This is a genomic window from Roseburia hominis A2-183 (assembly GCF_000225345.1).
Classification (GTDB): Bacteria; Bacillota; Clostridia; order Lachnospirales; family Lachnospiraceae; genus Roseburia; species Roseburia hominis.
Map to the genome: position 1 here is coordinate 2,543,501 of NC_015977.1, position 24,062 is coordinate 2,567,562.

Annotated in this window: 21 protein-coding genes; 1 reads left to right on the top strand and 20 read right to left on the bottom strand. The window is 51.2% G+C overall.

Annotated elements, in window-relative coordinates; all coding sequences use genetic code 11:
* Positions 1-379: 379 nt before the first annotated feature.
* From RHOM_RS11385 to RHOM_RS11450, 14 genes are all read right to left on the bottom strand, one after another.
* On the bottom strand, positions 380-1,648 hold the full coding sequence (locus tag RHOM_RS11385) for a glycosyltransferase (protein WP_014080457.1): 1,269 nt from the start codon (positions 1,646-1,648) through the stop codon (positions 380-382).
* 41 nt (positions 1,649-1,689) lie between these two features.
* Positions 1,690-2,943 (bottom strand): ABC transporter permease, encoded by a 1,254-nt coding sequence (locus RHOM_RS11390; RefSeq protein WP_014080458.1) that lies wholly within the window; start codon positions 2,941-2,943, stop codon positions 1,690-1,692.
* A 13-nt stretch (positions 2,944-2,956) separates the two neighbouring features.
* Complete coding sequence (locus tag RHOM_RS11395; RefSeq protein WP_014080459.1) at positions 2,957-4,633, bottom strand: efflux RND transporter periplasmic adaptor subunit; 1,677 nt, start codon at positions 4,631-4,633, stop codon at positions 2,957-2,959.
* The gene (locus RHOM_RS11400) at positions 4,630-5,319 is read right to left on the bottom strand and encodes an ABC transporter ATP-binding protein (protein ID WP_014080460.1); all 690 of its coding nucleotides are present in this window, start codon (positions 5,317-5,319) and stop codon (positions 4,630-4,632) included. Before RHOM_RS11400 ends, RHOM_RS11395 begins: the two co-directional genes overlap by 4 nt.
* Complete coding sequence (locus tag RHOM_RS11405; protein WP_014080461.1) at positions 5,316-6,689, bottom strand: efflux RND transporter periplasmic adaptor subunit; 1,374 nt, start codon at positions 6,687-6,689, stop codon at positions 5,316-5,318. The genes RHOM_RS11400 and RHOM_RS11405 overlap by 4 nt, the downstream gene beginning before the upstream one ends.
* Positions 6,690-6,867: 178 nt before the next feature.
* On the bottom strand, positions 6,868-8,106 hold the full coding sequence (gene glyA / locus RHOM_RS11410; RefSeq protein WP_044024681.1) for a serine hydroxymethyltransferase: 1,239 nt from the start codon (positions 8,104-8,106) through the stop codon (positions 6,868-6,870).
* 137 nt (positions 8,107-8,243) lie between these two features.
* Positions 8,244-8,525: a DUF1294 domain-containing protein gene (locus RHOM_RS11415; RefSeq protein ID WP_014080463.1), complete on the bottom strand. Its 282-nt coding sequence runs from the start codon at positions 8,523-8,525 to the stop codon at positions 8,244-8,246.
* A 266-nt stretch (positions 8,526-8,791) separates the two neighbouring features.
* Positions 8,792-10,954 carry a protein translocase subunit SecDF gene (locus tag RHOM_RS11420; protein WP_014080465.1) on the bottom strand — a complete coding sequence of 721 codons (2,163 nt, stop codon included), beginning with the start codon at positions 10,952-10,954 and terminating at the stop codon, positions 8,792-8,794.
* Entirely contained in the window at positions 10,941-12,311 is a 1,371-nt protein-coding gene (scfB, locus tag RHOM_RS11425) for a thioether cross-link-forming SCIFF peptide maturase (protein ID WP_014080466.1), read from the bottom strand. The genes RHOM_RS11420 and scfB overlap by 14 nt, the downstream gene beginning before the upstream one ends.
* A gap of 108 nt (positions 12,312-12,419) precedes the next feature.
* Positions 12,420-12,560 (bottom strand): six-cysteine ranthipeptide SCIFF, encoded by a 141-nt coding sequence (gene scfA / locus RHOM_RS11430; protein WP_014080467.1) that lies wholly within the window; start codon positions 12,558-12,560, stop codon positions 12,420-12,422.
* 116 nt (positions 12,561-12,676) lie between these two features.
* Complete coding sequence (locus tag RHOM_RS11435) at positions 12,677-13,069, bottom strand: TIGR04086 family membrane protein (RefSeq protein WP_014080468.1); 393 nt, start codon at positions 13,067-13,069, stop codon at positions 12,677-12,679.
* Positions 13,070-13,122: 53 nt separating this feature from the next.
* Positions 13,123-14,001 (bottom strand): aldose 1-epimerase family protein, encoded by an 879-nt coding sequence (locus tag RHOM_RS11440; protein ID WP_014080469.1) that lies wholly within the window; start codon positions 13,999-14,001, stop codon positions 13,123-13,125.
* Positions 14,002-14,022: 21 nt separating this feature from the next.
* Positions 14,023-15,414 (bottom strand): asparagine--tRNA ligase, encoded by a 1,392-nt coding sequence (gene asnS / locus RHOM_RS11445; RefSeq protein WP_014080470.1) that lies wholly within the window; start codon positions 15,412-15,414, stop codon positions 14,023-14,025.
* A gap of 113 nt (positions 15,415-15,527) precedes the next feature.
* Positions 15,528-16,862 carry a trigger factor gene (locus tag RHOM_RS11450; protein ID WP_014080471.1) on the bottom strand — a complete coding sequence of 445 codons (1,335 nt, stop codon included), beginning with the start codon at positions 16,860-16,862 and terminating at the stop codon, positions 15,528-15,530.
* A gap of 192 nt (positions 16,863-17,054) precedes the next feature.
* Between RHOM_RS11450 and RHOM_RS11455 the strand changes: the two genes are divergently transcribed.
* Positions 17,055-17,573 carry a hypothetical protein gene (locus RHOM_RS11455; protein WP_014080472.1) on the top strand — a complete coding sequence of 173 codons (519 nt, stop codon included), beginning with the start codon at positions 17,055-17,057 and terminating at the stop codon, positions 17,571-17,573.
* Positions 17,574-17,598: 25 nt separating this feature from the next.
* Here the strand turns inward: RHOM_RS11455 and RHOM_RS11460 are convergent, their stop codons facing one another.
* The 6 genes from RHOM_RS11460 to ispE form a co-directional block, all read right to left on the bottom strand.
* Positions 17,599-18,042, bottom strand: coding sequence for a DUF1934 domain-containing protein (locus tag RHOM_RS11460; RefSeq protein WP_014080473.1), 444 nt, complete (start codon positions 18,040-18,042; stop codon positions 17,599-17,601).
* 57 nt (positions 18,043-18,099) lie between these two features.
* Positions 18,100-18,726 (bottom strand): stage II sporulation protein R, encoded by a 627-nt coding sequence (gene spoIIR, locus RHOM_RS11465; RefSeq protein ID WP_014080474.1) that lies wholly within the window; start codon positions 18,724-18,726, stop codon positions 18,100-18,102.
* A 66-nt stretch (positions 18,727-18,792) separates the two neighbouring features.
* Complete coding sequence (locus RHOM_RS11470) at positions 18,793-20,841, bottom strand: GerAB/ArcD/ProY family transporter (protein ID WP_014080475.1); 2,049 nt, start codon at positions 20,839-20,841, stop codon at positions 18,793-18,795.
* Between the two features lie 17 nt (positions 20,842-20,858).
* Positions 20,859-22,289 (bottom strand): spore germination protein, encoded by a 1,431-nt coding sequence (locus RHOM_RS11475; RefSeq protein ID WP_081468046.1) that lies wholly within the window; start codon positions 22,287-22,289, stop codon positions 20,859-20,861.
* A gap of 132 nt (positions 22,290-22,421) precedes the next feature.
* A complete protein-coding gene (locus RHOM_RS11480; protein WP_014080477.1) occupies positions 22,422-23,099 on the bottom strand; it encodes a GntR family transcriptional regulator in 678 nt (225 codons plus the stop codon).
* Between the two features lie 45 nt (positions 23,100-23,144).
* Positions 23,145-24,017, bottom strand: coding sequence for a 4-(cytidine 5'-diphospho)-2-C-methyl-D-erythritol kinase (ispE, locus tag RHOM_RS11485; RefSeq protein WP_014080478.1), 873 nt, complete (start codon positions 24,015-24,017; stop codon positions 23,145-23,147).
* Between the last annotated feature and the right edge of the window lie 45 nt (positions 24,018-24,062).

Here is a 24,062-nt window from a genome sequence, read left to right on the forward strand (position 1 = left end):
AAAAACCTTTCGCCCCTGTGTCAAATGTCCCCGCCATCTCTGACCGGGCACCACTTGCACATGGGACGAAAGGTTCTGCTTCCGCGTTGCCACCCATCTTGCCACAGGCATGTTCCTGCGACCTCTCAAACGTATGTTAAAGGATACGACCCTCGCAGCTTTCACTGCCGGCTCCAAAAGTGGAAAGATTCTATCCTGCACCGGTTCGCACCACCCACCGGCTCTCTGTCGCAGTCTTCAAACCGCAGCTTTCTTCATCGCCAATTCTTCCGCTATTATATAATGATTATCCGCAAAATGCAAGGTTAATATGCAGATTCGCCCGATCCGCGCCCAGTCCGCATCGAATCCCCTGTATTTTCCGCACTTTGTCCTTTATCTATTGCGCGGCGTCCTCCGCAATCCACGCTGCCAGCGTCTTCGCGCGCTGTGCCCAGGTATGCTTCTGCTCCACAATCGCTCTGCCACGCCGCACAATCTCATTCCTCCCGGAATCATTTTGCAATAAATCCTTCACTTTTTCCGGAAGAGCGTCCATATCCTGCAGCGCAACATAGCAGACGCCCTCGCCCTCATGAAGTTCCTCTTCCAGGTAACAGCTCGGATCGGTCACACATACCGCTCCGTTTAAGATGGAATTAAACACCCTGTCATGCGCTCCGTCCTTAAACCACGGCATCACGTTCAAAGACACCTTCGCGTCCGCCAGCATCTCAAGGCAGGTAACGGAATCGGTCTGCGGGTGCAGCTTCAGGCACTCCGGATGTCTCACATCCTCCAGTTCCTCCCAGCCTTTTCCGACCACATGTACCGGAATTCCTGCATTGACGAGCGTGCGCACCGCCTTTCCCCGCCAGTAATTGCGCACATACAGATCAATGAAAATCATCTTATGCAGGGCAATCCGCAGCTGATCATTGGGCTCTTTCCCCATCTCCCGCTCGCAGTGGGCAAGCGCCACTTCCTCCACCGTGCACGCCGGATGTTCCAACAGATCGTCTATGATCCCCCGGTAAAATGCCGCGTACTCCTCATTGATCCAGTTGATATAGGGTTCAAAAAAGGAAAGCTTTGTGTAATTTCCGGTCAGGATCACGTCATAGCAGGACGCCGCCTGTTCTGCTGCGCCCTGCGCTCCAGTTTCTCCCGTCTCAACTGCGGCGCCCTGCGCTCGCGCTTTTCCCTGCTCAGCTTCGCCTTCCTCTTCTGCCTGCCGCAATCCGGTTCCCGCAAGCGGCAGAAAGCCACGCGACACATACTCCGGATAAAACTCTTCAAAATATGCCTTCTGTCTCCGGTCTATACTGATATGCCGGTATTTTTCCGGCAGATCTTTTAACCTGTCATCGTAAAAGTACGGATGGTCGGCGGCAATATTATAACAGGGAATATGATAGGTATCCCAGAGATAACCGATCCCCTCGCGGTACACGCCCGCCTCCTTTTCCAGTCCCTGAAAATTGAAGGTCACAAGCACCGTCTCGCGCGGTCTGATAAACTTGCGCAGCTTTCCAGCGCTGCTCTCCTCCTGTTTTAGATCATAGAAAAATACTGCGTATCCCAGTTTTTGAAACTCTCCTGCCATCTGATGGGAGAAGTAGGATAGTGTCTCCACTCCGCCCTCCATCATGACAATTCTTTTTATCATGCCGGCTCCTTTCTGTCCGCAGCGCTGTCATTATTTTTTGCTTACTCATGCCGCAGCGCATCGATCGGATTTAAATTCGCCGCCTTGTAGGACGGGAACACACCGAATACGATTCCGATAACCATGGAAAACGCCACCGCTCCCACGGCTGCCGGAACACTGATCGCCACCGGCGTCGTCGTCACATACGAGATCACCTGCGCCAGAATAATGCCGACCAGCACGCCGATGAGACCGCCCAGGCTGGTGAGCACCGCCGCCTCCGTCAGAAACTGTCCCAGGATCCGGGACTTGCGTGCCCCGATCGCCTTTTTCAGACCGATCTCCTGCGTCCGCTCCGTCACCGATACCAGCATGATGTTCATGACGCCGATACCGCCGACAATCAATGAAATGCCGGCAATCCAGATCAGCATGGTGTTGGTGGAGCTGCTGAGTTCCTGAATCTGCTGTGCCTGCTCCATCAGATCTTTTGCCTTATACTGGATCGTCGTATCCGACACCGACAGATACCCGTTTAGCAGATCCGCTCCCGCTTTTCCGGCGCTGGTCATATCATCCGTACTCTCCACGCGCAGCACCACATTCTGCGGCTCGTCGTACTGATAGATGATCGGCCAGGTCGTCGCCGGCACATACACAGAGCCGGCGGAATCCTGCGCGTAGGTATAATAGTCATCAATTGAGTTGATGACCGGTTCAAACTTTTTCGCCTTTGTCACAATTCCCACCACAACATACGGCTCCTGCTGAATCTCAATCGTCTCCCCGACAGCTTCCTCTCCCTGGAACAGTGCGTCCGCCGAATCCTCATCCAGAATCGCGACCTTGTGATACTGGTCAAAATCCTGCTGCGTGAACCCACGCCCTTCCTTCATAATATAATTGCAGGTGTCAAAATAAGCCGTGTCAACGCCCTTGACATAACCACCGGAAAGCCCGGTATTCAGATGATAGACTCCGTTGTAATCCTGCCGGCTCAGATAGCGCGACACATTTTCCACATGCGGGATCTCCTTGAGCTGTTCAACCACCTCATCCGCCACAAGCGGCACGCCCTCCGGTATGCCGTTGTACTCCATCTCATATTCCCACTCTCCCTGATACAGGGAAATCTCGACGGTATTCTCACCGGCTCCGACCAGGTTCTGCTTGATCTGCTCATTTGTTCCCTTAATTGTAGATACAATCGCAATAATAGCTGCAATACCGATAATAATTCCCAGCATCGTCAGGAAGGAACGCATCTTGTGAGCCCAGATTCCGCGGAAAGATAATCTTATATTTTCAAACATCTCCGTTCCTCCTTTAATAATTGGATGATTCGTCCGTGACGGCAGCGCCCTCCACCGCATTTTTCCCGTACGGGAATGCGATGCGGTCGTCCTCCGTCAGACCCGACTTGATCTCTACCGCAGATCCGTACACCGTTCTTCCGGTCACCACATACTGTTTTTTCAGCCGGTTATTCTCATCTGCAATCATACAGTACGCCTTTCCATCCTCCGACCTCACATACGCTTTTTCTATAAAAATGCCGCCGCCATCGGACTGATTGGTCGATATGGACAGATCTACCGCCTCCCCGTTGCGGAGCGCGGAACTGTCCTCGATATAAGCCGTGTACTCATAATAGGAGACATTGGGATTTCCATCGCCCCACGAGTTGCCCGAAACCGGATAATCCGATATTTCCGTGATTGTGGCATCAAACGTCATGCCGCTCTCCCATGAATTGGCAGTCACCACGGTTCCCATCTTCACATCATCCAAAAGCAGCTCGCTGATCGTCCCCTTTACATAGAGCCCGTCATCTCCGGTTATCACCAGAAACGCCTGCCCCTGCTCGGGCTTCTCGTCCGGATCACCGAGCGTCTTGACGACACCGTCCACCTCCGCGTAGACCACACCGTCCGTCGCACTTTTCTCCATGGACTCGAGCGCCAGCTGTTCCTGTCTGCGCTGAATATCGAGCATCTTTAATTTTTCTTCAATCTCGGCAGCCTCCTGATAGAGTTCCTCGGAAGTATATCCCTTTGGCACCTCCCAGTCCGCCATAAAATCCTCGTAGGCCTGCATGTACTCATCCGCAAGGGAGGTCGGTATGTATTCTTTTCCCGAAAACAGATACCACATGCGGCTCTCATCGTAATCCGCCGGAAAATCGCTGCCGTTTAACTCGACGGTATTCGGGGACACTGTATCATCCGCAACCGGCGTCTGCCGCCCGGTCGCTTCATCGGTGTCAAGCACCATCTTACCGTCCGCATCCTTCTTGCAGACGATCACGCGCACATGTTTTCCGCTGCCTCCCTCCGCGGTAGGACGGATGGCATTGAAAAAGCCGCCGTAGGCGTATGCATTCTGGTTGACATAATAAATATACGGTTCTTCCGCTGTTCCTGCCGGATACACCAGTTCCCCCGCCGCATTGGTTGTCACGTTGTAGGGAATGGAGGCCGCCGTCAGATAGTTGTAGATTCTGCTGTCGTTCTTATCTGTCTCTGTCAGGCGGTTTTCCTCGTCCATGTGCTGATACCAGGCAAGCTGCTCCTCGTTCAGCTTCGGCGGATCTTTTTTCACCGGCGTCTGCGTCTTTAACATTTCATACTTGTATTTTTGTCTCTCGATGTTATTCTCGATCGTGCTGATATCGAGTTTTTTGCGTTCAATCTCTATCTGGAGTTCCGCCGTGTCATAGGCGAGCAACGGGTCTCCCTTTTGCACCTCATCCCCCTTCTCCACATAGATCTCCTTGATCATTCTGGAATCATCCAGATAGATCTCCTGTGAGGAATCGTTCGTGACGGTGCCATAACTTGTCTCCGTGTCTCCCCAGTATCCCCAGTTGAGGTTGGAAACCGGCTGCACTTCCGCGATAAGCTTTTTGTCCTGATAGGACTTATACCCGTATACGCCTCCCACCGCAGCCGAGAGGGTGACCGCAATACCTGCGATGACCGCAATCACTTTCTTAATCTTCATGATACCGCTCCGTCCCCCTCTCCCTCATAGATCTCACCGTCGATGATCCGGACAATCCGCTTGGCTTTCGCCGCAATCCTGGGATCATGCGTAATCATGACGATGGTAACGCCCTCTTCGTTCAGGCTGTCAAAAAGCTCCATGATCTGCTCGCCGGATTTGGAGTCCAGAGCTCCTGTCGGCTCATCTGCCAGCAGAATCTTAGGATGGTTGACCATCGCGCGGGCGATGGCGACACGCTGCTTCTGTCCGCCGGAAAGCTGTGTCGGTCTGAAATTGACACGATCCCCGAGTCCCACTCTCTCGAGCGCTTTCGTCGCGCGGATCCGCCTCTCCTTTTTGCGCACTCCGGCGTAGCTGAGCGGAAGCGCCACATTTTCCACGGCGCTCTCCCGCGGCATCAGCTGAAAACTCTGGAACACGAACCCGATGCTCTTTAAGCGGAGATCCGAGAGTTCCCTGTCTTTTAATTTGAGCACGTTCTCCCCCGCCAGCTCGTAAGTACCGCTCGTCGGTCGGTCGAGACACCCGATAATATTCATCAGTGTGGTCTTACCGGAACCGGACGGTCCCATAATGGCGACATACTCTCCTTCCTCGACCGTCAGCGATACATCCTTTAACACCGGCACAACCAGCTTCTCCTGCTGATAGTCTTTGTAGATATTCTGCAGATTCAGTATCATTCTGCCACCTCCGCCTCTGTCCCTTCTCCGGCATCCATACCGTCATACATTTCATCCGGCAGTTCTGTATCATAGACGCTGTCCAACACATCATAGAGCAGTTCCGTGTCATAGACACCCTCTGTATCGTACAGATTCTCGTCCGCCGGCTGATTGTAAAGCGGAGAAGAATAATCCACTTCCGCCTCGTCGGTCACGGTCGTCACACCCTCATAGAGACCAGCCATCGGCCAGGCAATGTAATCGTCCTCTGCAAGCCCTGATACGATCTCATACTCATCCATATCCGCATCGTACTCTCCCAGCTCGATGTAGCGCTTCTCCAGACGGTCTTTCTCATTAGCCGCCCACACATACGGGGTATCTTCGTCCTGCACGATGTAGGAGCCGTACAGCCACAGACCTTCCTTCACTTCCTCCTGTCCCTGATCCAGCTCGATGTACACATGCTGCCCCAGGATCAGTCCGTCCACCGAGTCGAGATCCACATAGAACGGATACTTGGACGCTGACTGTGTATCTCCCGCCGAAGAAGTGCTGTAATAGCTGTTATCGTTCCCCTGCTGCGGGCTCTCCGTGTCAATTTTCCCGATCGTTCCGCTCCACGTCTTCGTGCCGTCCACACGCGAGCGGATCACAACCTCCTGTCCCTCGGAAAGCATCCAGACATTCTGCTCATCGATGCTTCCCTTGATCCGGTACTCTCCAGTCTGTAAGATCGTCATAAACGGCGCGCTGTTCCCGTTGCTGTCCACGCCTTTCTCATTGATCTCCTTGACCACTCCCGCCACCTTGCTCACAACGGAAGAACTGCTGACCTGTTTCTGCTCCTTGGAGATCTCAAGCTTCTTGCTCTCCATATCGAACTGCTTCTGTGCGATGGAGTTCTGGATATTCTGAATCTGCGTGGTGTAATCGTAGCGTTCCGATTCGTCCACCTTCTCCATCTCTTTCGTCAGTGTGTCGATCTGTTTGTTGTAATTATCTATCTCATTCTGGATGCCTTCCAGCTCCAGCTTCGCCTGCTCAATCTTCATGGTAAGGTCACTGGTGTCGTAAGTGACCAGAGTCTGTCCCTCCTCGACCTCATCGCCGACCTCCACCTTGATCTCGCTGATCGTCCGGGAAGAATCCACATTCACCTCGTATGAATCCTGCGTCTCCACCACACCGTTATACCGGTTGGAAACACCTGCATACTGATTCATAATGCGGGATACCTTTTCCACATAGACCTTGTCCTCTGAACTTCCATCATCAAAGATCGGTATCATCTGCCTGATATCATCCCGGAAATAATAACCGGTTCCTCCCAGAACAGCAGCCACTGCTGCCACACCGATCAGAATTCCAACGCTCTTTTTGCCCATAGCTCCTCCTCTGCCCCAGACGGGTTACTTTCTTTTCTTTATTCTATCATCTTTTCAGACCCGATACATAGCGTTTAATTCTTAATAATTTTTGTAGAATAGAACATTAAAAAAGCCTCCGCGCATATTGAACACTCACAATATGCACGGAAGCCTAGTCTACACACTTTGAAAGATTTTATTTTAACGGATATTTTGCGGTGAGCTCCGCCACAATCGCTCTGGCGCGATCTGCCGCCGGCTCTCCCTCCTTGATCATCATGGCAATCGCCTCCGCAATCTGATCCATATCCCCGGTATTGAATCCGCGGGATGTCACCGCCGGCGTACCGAGACGCACACCACTCGTCACGAACGGAGACTTCGGATCGTTCGGAATCGTATTTTTATTGCAGGTGATATTTACGGAATCCAGAAGCTTCTCCACCGCTTTTCCGGTCTGGTCAAAATTCGTCAGGTCGACAAGCATCAGGTGATTGTCGGTGCCTCCCGATACGATCTTGATACCGCGGTTCATCAGTCCTTTGCACAGCGCCTGCGCATTGTCGATGATGTTCTGCTGGTACACCTTGAACTCCGGCTGCAGTGCTTCCTTGAAGCAGACTGCCTTCGCCGCGATCACATGCATCAGCGGACCTCCCTGGATTCCCGGGAAGATTGCCTTATTAAAGTTGTACTTGTCTGCCACTTCCTGGTTGCAGAGAATCATTCCGCCGCGCGGTCCGCGCAGAGTCTTGTGCGTGGTCGTTGTCACGACATCCGCATACGGGATCGGGCTTGGATGAAGTCCCGCCGCAACCAGACCGGCGATGTGCGCCATGTCAACCATGAGCACGGCACCGCAGGCGTCCGCGATCTCACGGAATTTCTTAAAGTCGATCGTGCGCGCGTAGGCACTGGCACCTGCAATAATCATCTTCGGCTTGCACTCGAGGGCAATCTCCATCACCTTGTCGTAATCGATGAATCCCTCGTCGTTCACACCGTACGGTACGATATGAAAATAGGTTCCGGAAAAATTGACCGGTGAACCGTGCGTAAGATGTCCGCCGTGATCCAGATTCATCCCCATCACGGTGTCGCCCGGCTTTAAAATCGCGAACTGCACTGCCATATTCGCCTGTGCTCCGGAATGTGGCTGCACGTTGACATAGTCACAGCCGAACAGCTTCTTCGCGCGCTCTCTTGCCAGCTCCTCCACGACATCCACACAGTCGCATCCGCCGTAATAGCGCTTCCCCGGATAGCCTTCCGCATATTTATTAGTCAAAACGCTTCCCATCGCAGACATCACCGCCGGGCTTACCCAGTTCTCCGATGCGATCAGCTCGATATGACTGTTCTGTCTGTCAAACTCATCCTTTATTGCCTGTGCGATTTCCATATCTACCGCTTCGATATCTTCCATTGTATACATCGTATGTATTCTCCCTTCCTGAACCGCCGCACTGTCTTTCTACGAAAAACATTTGTCTTTCTACGGCTATGCTACTCATTATAAATGACTTTGTATCTTTATTCAATCAGAAAACATATACCGTCTATAACAATTTGTTATAAAACATATAAGTGCACCAGATAAATTGCAAGTGCCGCCTGGCAAACCAGAATGAGCGGCATTCCGACCACAAAATACCAGTGCTTCGTCTTGTGGCGGAACAAATACATTCCTGCCCAGGTTCCCGCGCTTCCCCCGAGCAGGCTCACGCCAAAGAGCACCTTCTCCGGAATCCGCCACCGGTGCAGTCTGGCGCGCCTCTTATCCGACCACATGACCGCCACACCGAGCACATTCATAACCGCCAAATAGATTGCAAACAACTTCATCCCATCCATCTCATTTCTCCTCAATGACCGTTTTCATGTCACTCCACAAACTGGACATCCAGATCTACCGCTCCCTCAATTCCATCCACACTTCCCTTTTTCACTATACTGCCAGAAGGTAAATATGGCAGGGTCAATCTCTGCGTCATGCCATTATACACGCTATCCTACGTTTCTTCATGCCTGCTTCCCGTTATTTTCCTTTTTCCTGTAGGGGAATAAAAAGGACTGCAAATACATCTTTGGTCAATGTATTGCAGCCCCTAATATTTGTTTTATTTCTTGATCAGTCTGTTCTTGCCAAGATGCAGTCTCATGATGTACCACAGCTCCGTTGCAATACAGATGGAAGAATATGCTCCGCAGAGCAGGCCTGCCATCAACGGAAGTGCAAACTCACGGATACTTGCAACACCGAGTAAAAACAACATGAATACCATGATAAAGGTTGTCAGAGACGTATTGATGCTTCGTGAAAGCGTCTGTGTCAAACTCTTGTTGGCAACCTCCGCCAGAAGCTCCGGCGTCTGCTTTACTGCTGTCCTGCCCAGGTTCTCACGGATACGGTCGAAAATAACGATCGTATCATTGACAGAGTAACCGATGATCGTCAGCATACATGCGATAAAGGTATTTCCGACGGAAATACGAAGCAGTGAATAAACCGCAAGCACTACCAGCACATCGTGCAGCAACGCAATAATCGCACTTGCACCGAAACGGATATCCTTGAACCGGAACCAGATATAAATCAACATGCAGATCGAAGATACGATCACGGCAACAATGGCATCGGAACGCATCTCACTGCTGACAGTCGAGCTGATACTCTGTGATGTGATGGAAGACTCATCTGCTCCAAGCTGATCCACCAATGCCTGCTCCAGCGTATCTCTCTCATCCAGCGTCAGGGTACGCGTTTTCACCGTAATCTGTGTCGTACCTTCCACTTTGTTCGCCATGATGTCCTTGTCGCCGATCACATCCGCAACAACAGGAACGATGGTATTCTCAATCTCTTCAATCGTGTAATCCTTGCCATAGTCTGCTGTCGTTGAAGTACCTCCTACGAAGTCAAGACCATAGTTCAATGCTCCGCTTCCCTTTGCTGCATGAACACCCATTCCGATAAATCCCGCTGCAATCATTGCCAGGGAAACTGTAAAGAATACGCCTCTCTTTCCGAGGAAGTTCAACGTCCTGCGCTCTTTTGCACGGCCATAGAACTTCTCGTCACGGATACCGATGGCATAGAAGGAATACAGGATCCATCTTGTCACGACAAGCGCTGTGAACATGGAAAGTACAATACCAATCATCAGAGTGTATGCAAATCCCTTGACTGTACCGGAACCCAGCGCAATCAGTACCAACGCCGCGATGATCGTTGTGATGTTACCGTCAAGGATGGCTGACATTGCCTTCTTAAAACCGATCTTCATTGAAGAATTGACCGTCTTGCCCGTCGCAATCTCCTCACGGATACGCGCGAAGATAATGACGTTCGCATCGACCGCCATACCGATACTTAAGATGATACCCGCAATACCCGGCAGTGTCAGTGTAATCTCAAATAAGTATAATGTAGCAATTACCAGACAGGTATAGATTGCCAGCGCGATGGCTGCCGCCAGACCCGGAATCTGATACATCACTATCATGAAGATCATGACAATCACTAATCCGATGGCTGCTGCCTTTAAGCTGGAAGAGATCGCCTGGCTTCCCAGCTGTGCTCCTACAACGCTGGATTCCAGCTCCTGCAGCTTTAAGGAAAGAGAACCGATACGGATCTGTGTTGCCAGTGTCTCGGCATCCTCATACGTCTTCATGCCGGAAATCTGTGCCGTACCGCCGGTGATGGCTTCCTTTACCTGCGGATAGCTGATCGTCTCGCCATCATACACGATCGGCAGATAATTGCCGACATTGTCTGTGGTGGCGTCCGCAAACAGCTTTGCTCCGTCGTCTGTGAGCTTTAACTGTACCACATACTGCTTGTTGCCGTAGCTGTCTGTCGTGGTTCCCGCCTGCGCATCCGCAACCTGGTCACCCGTCATGTAAACCGTTCCGTCCGGAAGCTGGAACTCCAGAGAACCCGGATTACCGAGATCCTCCAGAATCGCATTGGCATCCGATACGCCAGGGATCTCAACCGTAATACGGTCATCTCCCACCTGGTAGACAGACGCCTCCGTACTGTAGCCCTCTACACGCTTCTGCAGCTTGTAGATCGTATCACTCATATCCTCCGCACTCGGATTGTCATCCACAACCTGATAGGTAATGGAAACACCGCCGGATAAATCCAGACCAAGCGGAATGCTCATCTCTTCCCCGATTCCCGTCGAAGAAAGAATGATGGATGCATAATAAGCAAGTCCCGCCAGTGCACCAAGGATCACGATCAAAATAACAATCGCTTTACTCTTCTTCATTCTTTTGTTCCTCCTCTGCAGCTTTTATCATAATCGCACATTCGATGCGCTTTTTCTGAAGCTCACATCCGATGTCATATGCTCCGCAGATGTCGCCGCTGAAATTGTAGGCATTCGCCGCGCAGCCGCCGCTGCAGTAGAATCTTGCGAAACACTTGCGGCATTTCTCCTTCGCATAGACATTGCAGCATTTAAACTCGTCGCGAATGTCTGTATTTAAGATGCCCTCATCGACATTTCCGAGAAGGAACTTTTCATTTCCGACAAACTGATGGCACGGATAGAAATCACCCCACGGCGTGACTGCCAGATACTCGGTTCCCGAACCGCAGCCGGAAAGACGTTTTGCCACACACGGACCGCCCTCAAGATCGATCATAAAGTGGAAGAAATTAAAATCTTCTCCGCTCTTATGACGTCTGATCATCTCAACTGCCAGCTTGTCATACTCCTCGAAGAGCTTCGGCAGATCCTCCTCCCGGATTGCGTACGGTTCCTTCGGCTCCGCCACAACCGGCTCCACCGAAATCTGCTTGAATCCGAGATCTGCAAGATGCAGCACATCCTCCGAGAAATCAAGATTATAATGTGTAAAGGTTCCTCTCACATAATATTTATCCTGATGTCTGCTCTCCGCGAACTGCTGGAACTTCGGCACGATCAGATCATAGCTTCCCGCACCCTTGCGGAACGGCCGCATCTTATCGTGAACTTCCTTCCGTCCGTCAATACTTAAAACGACATTGCCCATCTCGCGGTTACAGAATTCCATAACCTCATCATTTAAAAGTACACCGTTTGTTGTCAGTGTAAAGCGAAACTTCTTGTCATGAAGCTTCTCCTGCTCTCTGCCGTATGCCACAAGATCCTTGACCACCTGCCAGTTCATAAGCGGTTCCCCGCCGAAAAAATCCACCTCCAGGTTGCGTCTGTTGCCGGAATTGGCAATCAGAAAATCAAGTGCCTTCTTCCCGACTTCAAAGGACATAAGAGCCCTTCTCCCGTGGTACTCGCCCTCCTCGGCAAAGCAATACTGACAGGCAAGGTTGCAGTCATGCGCAATGTGCAGGCACAGAGCCTTGACAACCGTCGGGCGCTTTTTGAAATCCATGATATAGTTCTCGTAGGTATCCTTCGTAAAAAGCTCCTCGTTGTCGACCAGCATCTGCACCTCATCAAGTGCCTCTTCCACTTCAGTCTCCGGATAGCGCTCCCGCAGAGAATTCACAATCTCCTCTCTTGTATGTCCTTCATACAGGGCAATGACATCGTATGTCACGTCATCCACCACATGAATCGCGCCGCTGTTTACATCCAGAACAATATCATAGCCGTTGTTCTTATACTGATGAACCACTATAATATTTCCTCTCTTTCTAATTCTGACTATTATAACGTACAAATGACCGCACGCTTCGCGAACGGTCGTCTGTAAGTAATGCTATTCACTTATGCCCGTGAAAAATTATCTGTTCTCACAGCTCTGGTTTCCTACGGTGCAGGATGTCTTACATGCAGACTGACATGATGTCTGGCACTCACCGCATCCGCCCTTCTTGATGGTGTTCTGTAACTTTCTGGTATTTAATGTCTTAACGTGCTTCATAATAATCTCTCCTTTATATCTTACAATAAAATTCTATTAACCCGTATAGTATAGCACATGACCGGTTAGATGAAAAGCCTTTTTTTTGCTGAACTTTCGCCCCACAGAGCGGCTTTTCAGCTTAACATTCCTCCCGCCATGCCGGATGCCCCGCAGAGGATCAGCGTTGAAAAAATGCGCGTCATCTGAAGATCACCCGTACCCTTTACGAGCAGCGACACACCAAACAGCAGCAGAAAATAGATGATTCCCGCCGCCAGTCCCCACAAAAACTTCTGCTCCCGCATCCGTTTTCCCATCAGAAAACCTCCGCAAAGCCCGGAAATTACGTAGACCGCCACAATTCCGATCTTAATGACGGACTCTCCCGGCTCCATCTTATATAAGAGAAGCGCCAGAAGAAGCAGCAGAAGACCGCTTATAAGGAACATCACAAACACGGCGGCAAGGATGGCTGTCGTCGGGTTGCTTTTTGCATCTCTCGGTTTTATTTTGTATCCCAGCTTCATAGATAGACCTGCCTGATTCTTTCTATCCTATCTATATGCCGGTTCGCATGCGGCTATGCAAACACGATTGCGTACTCTGCATCAAAACTGCCTCCGGCTGCAAGCGCATTCTCGTATGGGCGCTCCGCCAGGCTTCCCTCAAAGTCAACCGCATCGCATCTTCCATACCACGGCTCAATGCACAGGAACGGTGCTTCCTTTCCTTCCGGAGACCACAGAGCAAACAGCGGCGCATCAAAGCGTACCGTCACATAGGCTTCGCCGTCGCGGTCCAGGATTGACACCTCTCCCGTCTGCGCTCCCTCCACCATGTAGGTGCACTTGTCAAAGAATCCGGGCGTAATCACAGCCTCTCCATCCTCCAGTTCCAGCTCCTCATCCGTCATGATTGCCATGCCGTCCGGCGTGTTGCCGTGATGATGCAGCTTGTCGGTGAGATCTCCGAACCGGAGACGATAGCCCGTCTTATCCTGTTCCCCGTTGATCGGGCACAAAAATGCCGGATGTGCGCCGATGGAAAAATACATCGGCTTCTCATCAGTGTTGTCCACCTTCCAGTGAACGGAAACTTCATTTTCGTCCAGCATATATCCGATGTGCAGCCGGAACCGGAACGGATATTTCACATAGGTCTCCTCTGTGGAGGAGAGAACAAACCAGATGCTCTTTTCCTCCTGTGCCTCCAGAGTAAACTCCATATCGCGCGCGAATCCATGCTGTCCCATCGGGTAGGTTCTGCCCTCATACCGGTATTCCTTGTTCTTCGGCGCGCCGACAAACGGGAAGAGCACCGGCGATGTTCTGCCCCAGTATCTCGGGTCTCCGCACCACATATATTCCCTTCCATCCGCCTTGCGTTTCACAGACTTGATCTCCGCGCCGAACGATTCAATCTCGACCCGCAGCGTGTCATTTTCCAAAATATATCTCATGCTCCACCTCAGTCTTCCCTCTTACAGTTCGCAGTTGTTAACCGTTCTCGGGAACGGAATGACGTCACGGATGTTGGACATACCGGTCAGATACATCACGCAGCGCTCGAATCCGAGTCCGAATCCCGCATGTCTTGCGGAACCGTACTTTCTGAGATCAAGATAGAACTCATAATCCTCCTCGCGAAGTCCCAGCTCGTTGATGCGCGCCAGAAGCTTGTCGTAGTCGTCCTCTCTCTGGCTTCCGCCGATGATCTCTCCGATTCCCGGAACCAGACAGTCGACTGCCGCTACCGTCTTGCCGTCCTCGTTCATCTTCATGTAGAACGCCTTGATCTCCTTCGGATAATCTGTCACAAATACCGGACGCTTGTAGATCTCCTCTGTCAGATAGCGTTCATGCTCCGTCTGAAGATCCGCACCCCAGGATACCTTGTACTCAAACTTGTCGTTGTGCTTCTCTAAGATCTCGATTGCCTCCGTGTAGGTCACACGTGCGAAATCAGAATTCACCACATTGTTCAGTCGGTCAAGGAGTCCCTTGTCGATAAAGTTATTGAAGAATGCCATCTCCTCCGGCGCATTCTCAAGCACATAGCGGATGATATATTTGAGCATGCTCTCCGCAAGGATCATATCGTCCTCAAGATCTGCAAATGCGATCTCCGGCTCGATCATCCAGAACTCCGCCGCATGTCTGGTCGTGTTGGAATTCTCCGCGCGGAATGTCGGTCCGAACGTATAGATGTTCTTAAACGCCATCGCATATGTCTCGCCGTTTAACTGTCCGCTGACGGTCAGATTCGTCGGCTTATTGAAAAAGTCCTTCGTATAGTCCACGGTTCCGTCCGGATTCTTCGGCACATTGGCAAGATCCATCGTCGTCACCTGGAACATCTCACCTGCACCCTCGCAGTCACTTCCTGTGATGAGCGGTGTGTGCACATAGACGAAATCTCTCTCCTGGAAGAACTTATGGATCGCATAGGCAATCAGGGAACGCACGCGGAACACCGCCTCAAAGGTGTTGGTGCGCGGTCTCAAATGAGAGATCGTTCTCAAATACTCAAAGCTGTGTTTCTTCTTCTGCAGCGGATAATCCGGTGTGGAAGCTCCCTCCACCTCAATCTTCTCCGCCTGAATCTCGAACGGCTGCTTCATCTCCGGGGTTGCGACAAGCTTACCCGTCACGATGATTGCCGCGCCGACGTTTAACTTCTCCACTTCCTCAAAGTTCTCCAGCACATTGGAAAATACCACCTGCACCGGCTCAAAGAACGTACCGTCATTGACAACGATAAAGCCGAAATTCTTGGAATTACGAAGACTTCTGACCCATCCGCCGATGGTCACTGTCGTATCCAGATACTCATCCTTGCTGCGAAATAAATCCCTTATATTTACCAGATCCATACATTCCTCCATCCGCAACAGACGGGTGCGCCACTCTGCCGCATCCCGTCTGCCACTCATTATCTCTTTTCTATTATCTTATCTGCATTGCCGCAAAAAATCAATGCTTATTCCTAATTGGCTGCCCCGGTCTTCTCCGTGCCTTCTGCTGCCTCATACGTCGTAGATGCGTTTGTTGCACTGCCCGCCTCTGTTGCATCCGCAGCGTCCTCTGTCACCGCGTCACTCTCTGTGTCCGCAGACGGATCGATGGTCACAACCGCCGTCTCAAGCAGCTGATCCAGCGCCTGGTCGTAGCGGTAGAGATCTGCGAAATAGCGCTTGCCATAGTCGGTATCTCCAAAACCGTAGATATTATACATCGCCTCCACAGACTCGTATCCGTTCTGGCTTACCAGCTGCTCTGCATAGGTATCAATATCGTCCTGGTTCACTTCAACGCCGAGCTCATCTGCGATCGCATCCATAATGAATTCCAGACGGATACTCTTTTCCATTCCCTCATTCCAGTATGCTTCCATCTCCTCGACGGTCTTTCCGTAGTAGGTGCTCACATAATCGGCAAGCTGGCTCTCGTCTCCGTTGCAGTTCTGCTCAATGTACTGTCTTCTGTAATCATCCACACGCGCAGTAAGATAATCCTCCGGCACTTCCGCCTCACAATTATCTATAAGATAATTCTGCACGGCAGTCGTAGTGTCTTTCTGCTTATTATACTCGGCACTGCTCTCCATGTAGCTGCGGATCTGATCGTACATCTCATCCACGGTATCTACCTGGAACTGCTCCTTGGCAAATGCGTCATCCACATCATCGATCGTCATTTCCTTCTGAATGGAGTTGACCGTAAATGTAAAGACTACTGCTTTTCCTGCCAGATCCGTGTTGCCATAATCATCCGGAAATGTCACGTCACAGTCGATCACATCTCCGACAGAAGCGCCCTTTAAGCCGTCCGTAAATCCGTCGATGTAGCCTGTTCCTGTGGCAGATGCGTTCTGGTACACATCAATGTTCTGATTCTCGGCGGTACCTCCGCTAAACGCTGTTCCGTCAAGCTTGCCAACGTAATCCACATTGACAATGTCTCCCTCCTCGACCGTGGTCTTGTCCGGATCTGCCATATAGAACGGACCATAGTTGTCAAACATCTGCTTGAAATAGTCCTTTACCTTCTGGTCATCCACGTCATAATCCCCGGTGATCGTAACCGGAATCGCGCTGTAATCACAGAGTGTTACATAATCGCTTCCCTTCAGGTCAAACGCGCTGCTCGCACACGGAGTGCTTGTGATCGTACCGGAAACCGCACTGTCTGCAAGACCCTCGGTTGACGTTGCGCTCTCTGTCGCCTCTGTCGCTGCCGGATCGGCGTCCTTTGCTCCGCATCCTGCTGCACCAAACGCCATCATAGCGCAAAGCATCAGTGCTACTGTTCTCTTCTTCATATACAAATACCCTTTCTATTCCCTCTTTTGGCGAATTCTGTTTCGCCAACACTAACCTTAGTATCGTACCACATTTCCCTCAAAAAAGGAAGCAGACAAGCCAAACTTTCACAAATGTTTCAAATACAAGATTGCTTTTTTGCCGAATCAATGCTACAATTAAATGCAGTTTGATTGTAGGAGGATTTTACCATGAGTACCGTAAACATTGTATTGCTGGTTATTCTTGCCGTCCTCATTGTCGGCTTGATCGTATTATATTTTCTCGGCAAAAAGGCGCAGAAAAAGAGAGACGAGCAGGAGGCACAGCTTGCAGCCAACGCCCAGACCGTCTCCATGCTGATCATCGATAAAAAGCGGATGCGCCTGAAAGATTCGGGACTTCCGCAGGTTGTCATCGACCAGACACCGAAGATGATGCGCCATTCCAAGCTTCCAATCGTAAAGGCAAAGGTTGGTCCGAAGGTGATGTCACTGATCGCAGACGAAGCCGTCTATGATCTGATTCCGCTGAAGAAGGAAGTCAAAGCGACCGTGAGCGGCATCTATATCACGAAGGTAACCGGCGTCAGAGGGCCTCTTGAGAAGCCGCAGGGCAAGAAGAGCTTCCGTGCGAGAATGCAGGAAAAAGCCAAAAAGGCGAATGCAGAGCTGGAAAAAGAAAAGGCAGAACTTGCCAAAGAGAAGGCAGCAAAGAAGAAGAAAAAATAAGCAGCTATTTAAAATGCAGGGTATTTCAGATTTTGAAATTCCCTGCATTTTTTGATTGAATATTCATGGTAATCTTGCAGTCCGCCATGTGCTCATAATTCACTTCCAGCGCATAATCCACTTTTACGGACAGATTGTGTTCCGTCTCCTCCACCTGCACTTTCGTGGCGTCAATTCCGATCAGCAGATTCCCGTACGGCGTATAATAATAGGTGACATTTTTCTTGTCCTTTTCAAACATCATATGTACATTCGTCTCACCACGCTTCGTGATATCAAGTACCTCATCCCCGAGCTTGATGATATTTTTGGTGGTACCCGCCGTATCCTCCGCCACCTCGTCATACAGAATATAATGCCTGCCGTTCTTCTTATAATAAGAACCGGAGGTAATCACCTCTACCGGTTCACTGTTTTCTCCCCCAGCAAACTGAAGACCGCTGATGGAGATCAATACATCTTTTGTCATCGTTACACTCCCTTTTATCTCAACTCATATTACCGGCTTTTGGCGGAATAATCAAGCCTATTCTTTCAGGTCGTCCAAAAATGTCAGATAGCGGCAGCGCACCTTATAATTTCCCTCCTCAAGCACCGCCCGGTATTCCTCCTTGGACAACACTTTTTTCAGTTCCTCCCCGGCGCTCTCATCCACGACTTCATACATACTTCCCTCAAAGCACATATTCGGGTACATGACGCACCACCAGTTATGACCTTCGCCCTCTCCGATCACAACCCGCAGCGCCTCATATTTCCCCGCCGGGAAGGTGAATTTTCCATATGTTTTGGACGGAAATTCCGTCTCCTCTATCGCGGCATGCACCTCGTACTCATATCCGGCTTCCCGCACCACCGCCTGCGCCGTCTCCGCAATCTCGGGCAGGTGCGCCTCCACCACCTGCTCGCACGCCTCTCTGTCCGGGACATCCGAAAGCAGCTCTGCCATCCGGCTTCCCACGGCATCACGCACCGCAAGCTTTAAATTCTGATCCTCCGCGGTATCGCTGTTGGCAAGCACATGGAACCGCAGCACCTTCCCAGCAATCTGCTCCTGTATTCTCTGATTTTTCACATACTGCATTTCCAGGAGGGCAAGCAGCATCACATTCATTCCCAACAACAAGTACCAGATCCATTTACGTCTTTGCATAACGGCATTTTCTTCCTTTCCTCTGCTGCAAAAGACGATTCCCGTTTTGATACCGTTTTATTCACTTTATGATAAATGAATCCAGTTTATTTTTACCTGATAGACAATCGCAACCTCTTCCTCGTAGTTCTCCCCGCACTCCTGGTACTCCTCATACCAGCCCCGCGCCGCGCCTCCGAGCTTGCGGTAACTGTCTGTAAGATCCACCTGCCGCTTCCGCTGCACATTTGCCGCCATCCGGTTCATATAGTCTTCCGCCAAAAGTGCAAGCTCCTTTTTGTTCTCCTTTCCGCCGGTTCCCTGCACGCTTCCGCTGCAGTGAATCGTCACCAGGACTTCCCGCACGCCATCCTTTTCCGAGAACGTGATCTCATTTGTGGCATCCGACAGCAGTAACATTCCCTCCTCCAACGGTAAACCGTACTCCCTCATGCGGTTTTGTGTAAAAAAAGCGAGTCTCGCCGCCTCCGCGTCAACCATGCCTGCCGGCATCCCACGCTTCCACACATAATACTGCTCCACCGCCGGTTTTTCGTCCTTCACGGTAACATACGGCAAAAACAGTGTCTCCTGCCGGTTGTCCATCTCCTGGTACAGCGATCCGATCGTGGGGTACGCCTGCTTTTTGATCTGGGACACATTCTCAAACTGTTCCTCCAGATAATCCCCGACCGCTTCTCCCAGCGTCTCACTCTGCGCCAGCAGTGCTTCGGCATCCTCCGTGACCACCACATAGGCGTTGCGCGGCACCTCGCTCTTCTCCTTCAAAAACGCGAGCCACTCCTGCACGGCTGCCTCATCCTCCACAAATTCCTGTTCCAGGATCAGAACCTTCAGATGACTGTAATCCACCATCCGGTTTCCCGCCTGCTCCGCTTCATACCACGCCAGCCCGGCATCCTTCGTGTCCCTCACCGCAATCTCAATCGGAAAATCACGATCCTCCAGCTCCGCGGGGGCACAGCCTGTCATCACAAGCAGGACAACTGCACAGATCACCGCAAGCGCAAGCAGCCTCCTTCCCCATTTTTTCTGTGCGGCAAAGACGGGGGCCAGCACCAGAAACGGCGTTCCGACATACCACAGGAACCGCTCGTACCAGTCGAATACCGCTCTGCTCCGGTAAAAACAGATTGCTGCCGCAGACGCTGCCACCGCCACAGATCCATAGAAAATCCACATGTACTTTTTCCCTTTTGGCATTTTTAGAATAGGTTTACATAATTCCTCTGCTATGCTGCTTCCATAAAAAACGCAGCTGTTTAAAAGAGCATAAAGCGTAAAAAACCACACGCCGAACATAAACGCATCCGTTCTTTTTAAAAAGCCGCCGGATATTTTTACCGTGCTCATCAGCGTGACTGCCGGATAATCCATCCCCGCAAGCGCCGGTACCCCGAAAATTCCCTCCAGAACCAGATAGAGCACCGCATGGAGACATCCCACAAATAGGATTGCCCTCTTTCCCGCCGCAAACAATGTTTCCTGCCGCTTAACATACGTTCCCGAAAAAAGAAGCAGAAATGCAAAGGAAAGATTCAAAAACACCCCGTAAGCTCCGCCTGCCACGCCCTTTAAGCTGCTCATTCCAAGCGGCGCCCAGTAATCGGTGCACACTTCATCCGCCGCAGCAAAGAGCATGAGAAACAGCGGGATCAAAAGAAACCAGAACAGCATCTCATAGACTCTCGCCCGTCCCTCGATTCCCCCCGCAAGTCCATACAGCACCAGTAGCATGATAACCGAAAGGACCAGATAAAACGATTCTCCGCGCAGAAGATCCCGGAGAATAATGTCTGCAAATAGATACGCCACATACCCTGCAAACAGCACCAGGTAGATCAGATAACCTGCCTGTACGATTCCTCCCCCGATTCTTCCCAGCTGCCGCTCCATATATTCCGGATAAGATTCCTGTGCGGGCGGCGCAAGCCTGCGCAATATCCATAGATACGCGAGCGCTGCCGCCATCCCGATTCCGATTGACAGAATGCCGTCTCTCCCCGCCGTCTTCGCAAGCATCTGTGGGACGAGAAGTGTGCCGATGCCAAGCAGATCATACGTCATCAGCCGATACATCTGGCGTCCCGATATCCTGTTATTTTCTGAAAACATAGTCCGTTTCCTCTCTGTCACTGTTTCATCCGCAGCTTTCTGCGGTTATTTTTCTTCGCGTAGATCGGGCGTTTCCAGAGCAGCCGAAGTGGCTGCCGCCAAAGGAAATCGCGTTCATCTTCATAATCGTTCAGATCTGCCGCCACATACGGCATCAGGTACGGCACGCCAAAGCTTTTTAAGTGCGACAGATGGATCAGCACGGCAAGCAGCCCTGCCAGAAACCCGAAAAAACCAAGCCATGCGCAGATTCCGATAAAAAAGAACTTGAGCAGCCGGAATGCCGTTGCAAACTCCTCATTCGGTACAGCAAACGAACACAGCGCCGTAAACGAGATCACAATCACGACAATCGGACTCACCAGATTTGCCTCCACGGCTGCCTGCCCGATGATCAGTCCCCCCACAATTCCAATCGTATTCCCCATCGCTCCGGGCAGCCGCACTCCCGCCTCCCGCAGCAGTTCAAACGAAAGCTCCATGATAATCACCTCAATCACCGCCGGAAACGGCACGCCGCTCCTGGCGTCCGCAAAGGACAGCAGGAGCGTGGTCGGCAGAATCTGTGTGTGGAAATTGGTGACCGCCAGATAGAGTCCCGGCAATGTCATGGCAAAAAAGGATGCAAAATAGCGCAAAAGGCGCTCAAAGCTTGCGATCTCCCAGCGGTTATAGTAATCGTCGCTCGTCTTGATAAAGGAATTGTAATCGGTCGGCAGAATGAGCGCGATCGGCGAATTGTCCGACAGCACAACCACTCTGCCGTCAAGGATGGACATTGCCGCCCGGTCCGGCCGTTCCGTCGTCTGAAACTGTGGAAACGGGGAATACCATTTTTCCTCCGACAGCTGTTCAATGACTCCGCTGTCGAGTACCCCGTCAATCTCAAATCCCTCCAGCCGCTCCTCAATCTTTGCCACCAGCTCGGGATAGACGATTCCTTCCATATAGACCAGATAGACGTTGGTGTTGGAGCGCACGCCCATTTTTTTCTCTTTTACCTTGACCTGTGGCGACCGGATTCTCTTGCGGATCAACGCCGCATTCTGTTTTACCGAATCCCCGAATCCCTCGTTAGAACCACGCACCACTTTTTCCGAGTCCGCCTCGTTGATCCCCATATTCGGATAACCGTCATCCGGAATCTTGACCGCTTTCGCAAAACCGTCGACGAAAAAGATGGCTTCTCCGGTCAAAAGACCGTCCCCCGCCTCCTCGATCGTCGTAAAATAGGTCGCATCGGAGGTTCCGAGGGCATTCTGTTCCAACACCCGCAGAATCTCCTCCCGCTCCAGACCCCTTAAGTATTTTAAAACTTCTAACAGCGCCGAATTTCCCATATCTACCGAGACTTCAATGAACGTGAGGTAGCACGCCACGTCCCGGTTTTTTCCAAGATTCATCCGCTTCTTCTTGATGTCGTCACAGGTGTGAAACAGTTCCTCCATATGTGCGATGTTCTCGTCGAGTCTCTCGCTGATCTTTGTCTTCTCCGCCACAGATTTTCTTCCTTTCCTAAAACAAAAACGGGGCAGGCATCCGCCTGTCCCTGTTAGTTTGTTCCATTTCGGGAAATTTATTCACTTTTCCTGCTCCCGGATCATTTCCTTCACCGCTGTCGCCTGGTTCATCACATGCTTGTGCATCGCCGCCGTCAGCATGGTCTTATCCTTTGCGGTAAGCCCCTCCACGATCTGGCTGTGCTCCCGGATCAGAATCGGGAAATTCTTTTCATCCTTTAAATATTCCACGCGGTAGCGGTACATCTGCTCCCGCAGATTGTTGAGCATGTTCTCCAGCTTGACGTTGCGCGTCGCATGATAGATGATGTCATGAAACCGCACATCCGCCTCCGCAATCCGCTTGACGTCCCCCGTCTTTGTGGATTCCTCGAACTCATGCATGGTATGTCTGAGCTCCGCAAGCTCCTCCTCGGAAATCTGCTCGCAGGCGATGGATGCCGCCAGTTCGTCGAGCGCATCCCGGATCTGCAAGACATCCTCCATGTCTTTTTCCGTCATCCGCGCAACTTCCGCACCTTTTCTTGGAATCGTGACCGCCAGTCCCTCCTGCTCGAGCATACGAATCGCCTCACGGATCGGCGTGCGGCTCACCCCAAGCTTTGCTGCCAGCTGCAGCTCCATAAGACGCTCCCCCGGCTTAAGCTCTCCTTTTAAGATCGCTTCCCGCAGTGTGTTAAACACCACATCCCGAAGCGGAAGGTATGCATTCATGTTCAATGTCAGATCCTCTGTCATAAGTACCTCCTTCTGCTTTGTTATCTGTTTCTGCCCGTCTTCTCCTCACCGCGCATTGTTGTATATGCTTGTCAGGTAAACCTGTTTTGCAAGATTTGATTCACGCATTGCCTCGTATGCAGCCACGGCTGTATCCCCGTTGGCAAACAGGCCAAAGACCGTTGGACCGCTTCCGCTCATCATTGCATGGACTGCACCGTGCTCCATCATATGATCCTTGATCTCTGCAATGACCGGATAATTGGGAATCGTAACTGTCTCCAGCACATTTCCCATGTGTCCTGCGATCTGCTCCAAATTCTTCGCCCGGATCGCACCGATCAGCCCATCAATATCCGGATGCACGGTATCCGCATCCAGCTTCAGATTCTCATAGACAAATTTTGTGGAAACCCCGATCTGCGGCTTAGCAATCAGCACTGGACATTTGACCATCGGAGGAAGCGCCGATAATTTTTCACCGATCCCCTCCGCGAGCGCCGTTCCGCGCATAATACAGTAGGGAACATCCGCGCCGAGCTTCACACCGCGCGTCATCAGATCCTCCTTAGAAAGCCCCAGATCAAAAATGCGGTTCATTCCATATAATACGGCCGCAGCGTCCGTGCTTCCGCCTGCCATGCCGGCTGCCACCGGAATGTGCTTATGCAGCTTTACATCAATACCGTCCCCAATGTCAAATTCCTCTTTGAGAAGTGCTGCCGCCTTGTATACCAGATTGTTCTCATTTGTCGGCAGAAACGCAAGGTTGGTCGACATCGTAATCCTGCCCGACTGATTGCGGGTAATCTCCAGCCGGTCAAACAGATGAATCGTCTGCATGATCATCCGCACCTCATGGTACCCGTCCGGTCTCTTCCGTACCACATCAAGTCCGAGATTTACTTTTGCCAGTGCTTTTACCGAAATCTCTTTCATAATGCCCCCATGTTTTTTTAATGTATTTTGTATACAGACTGAATC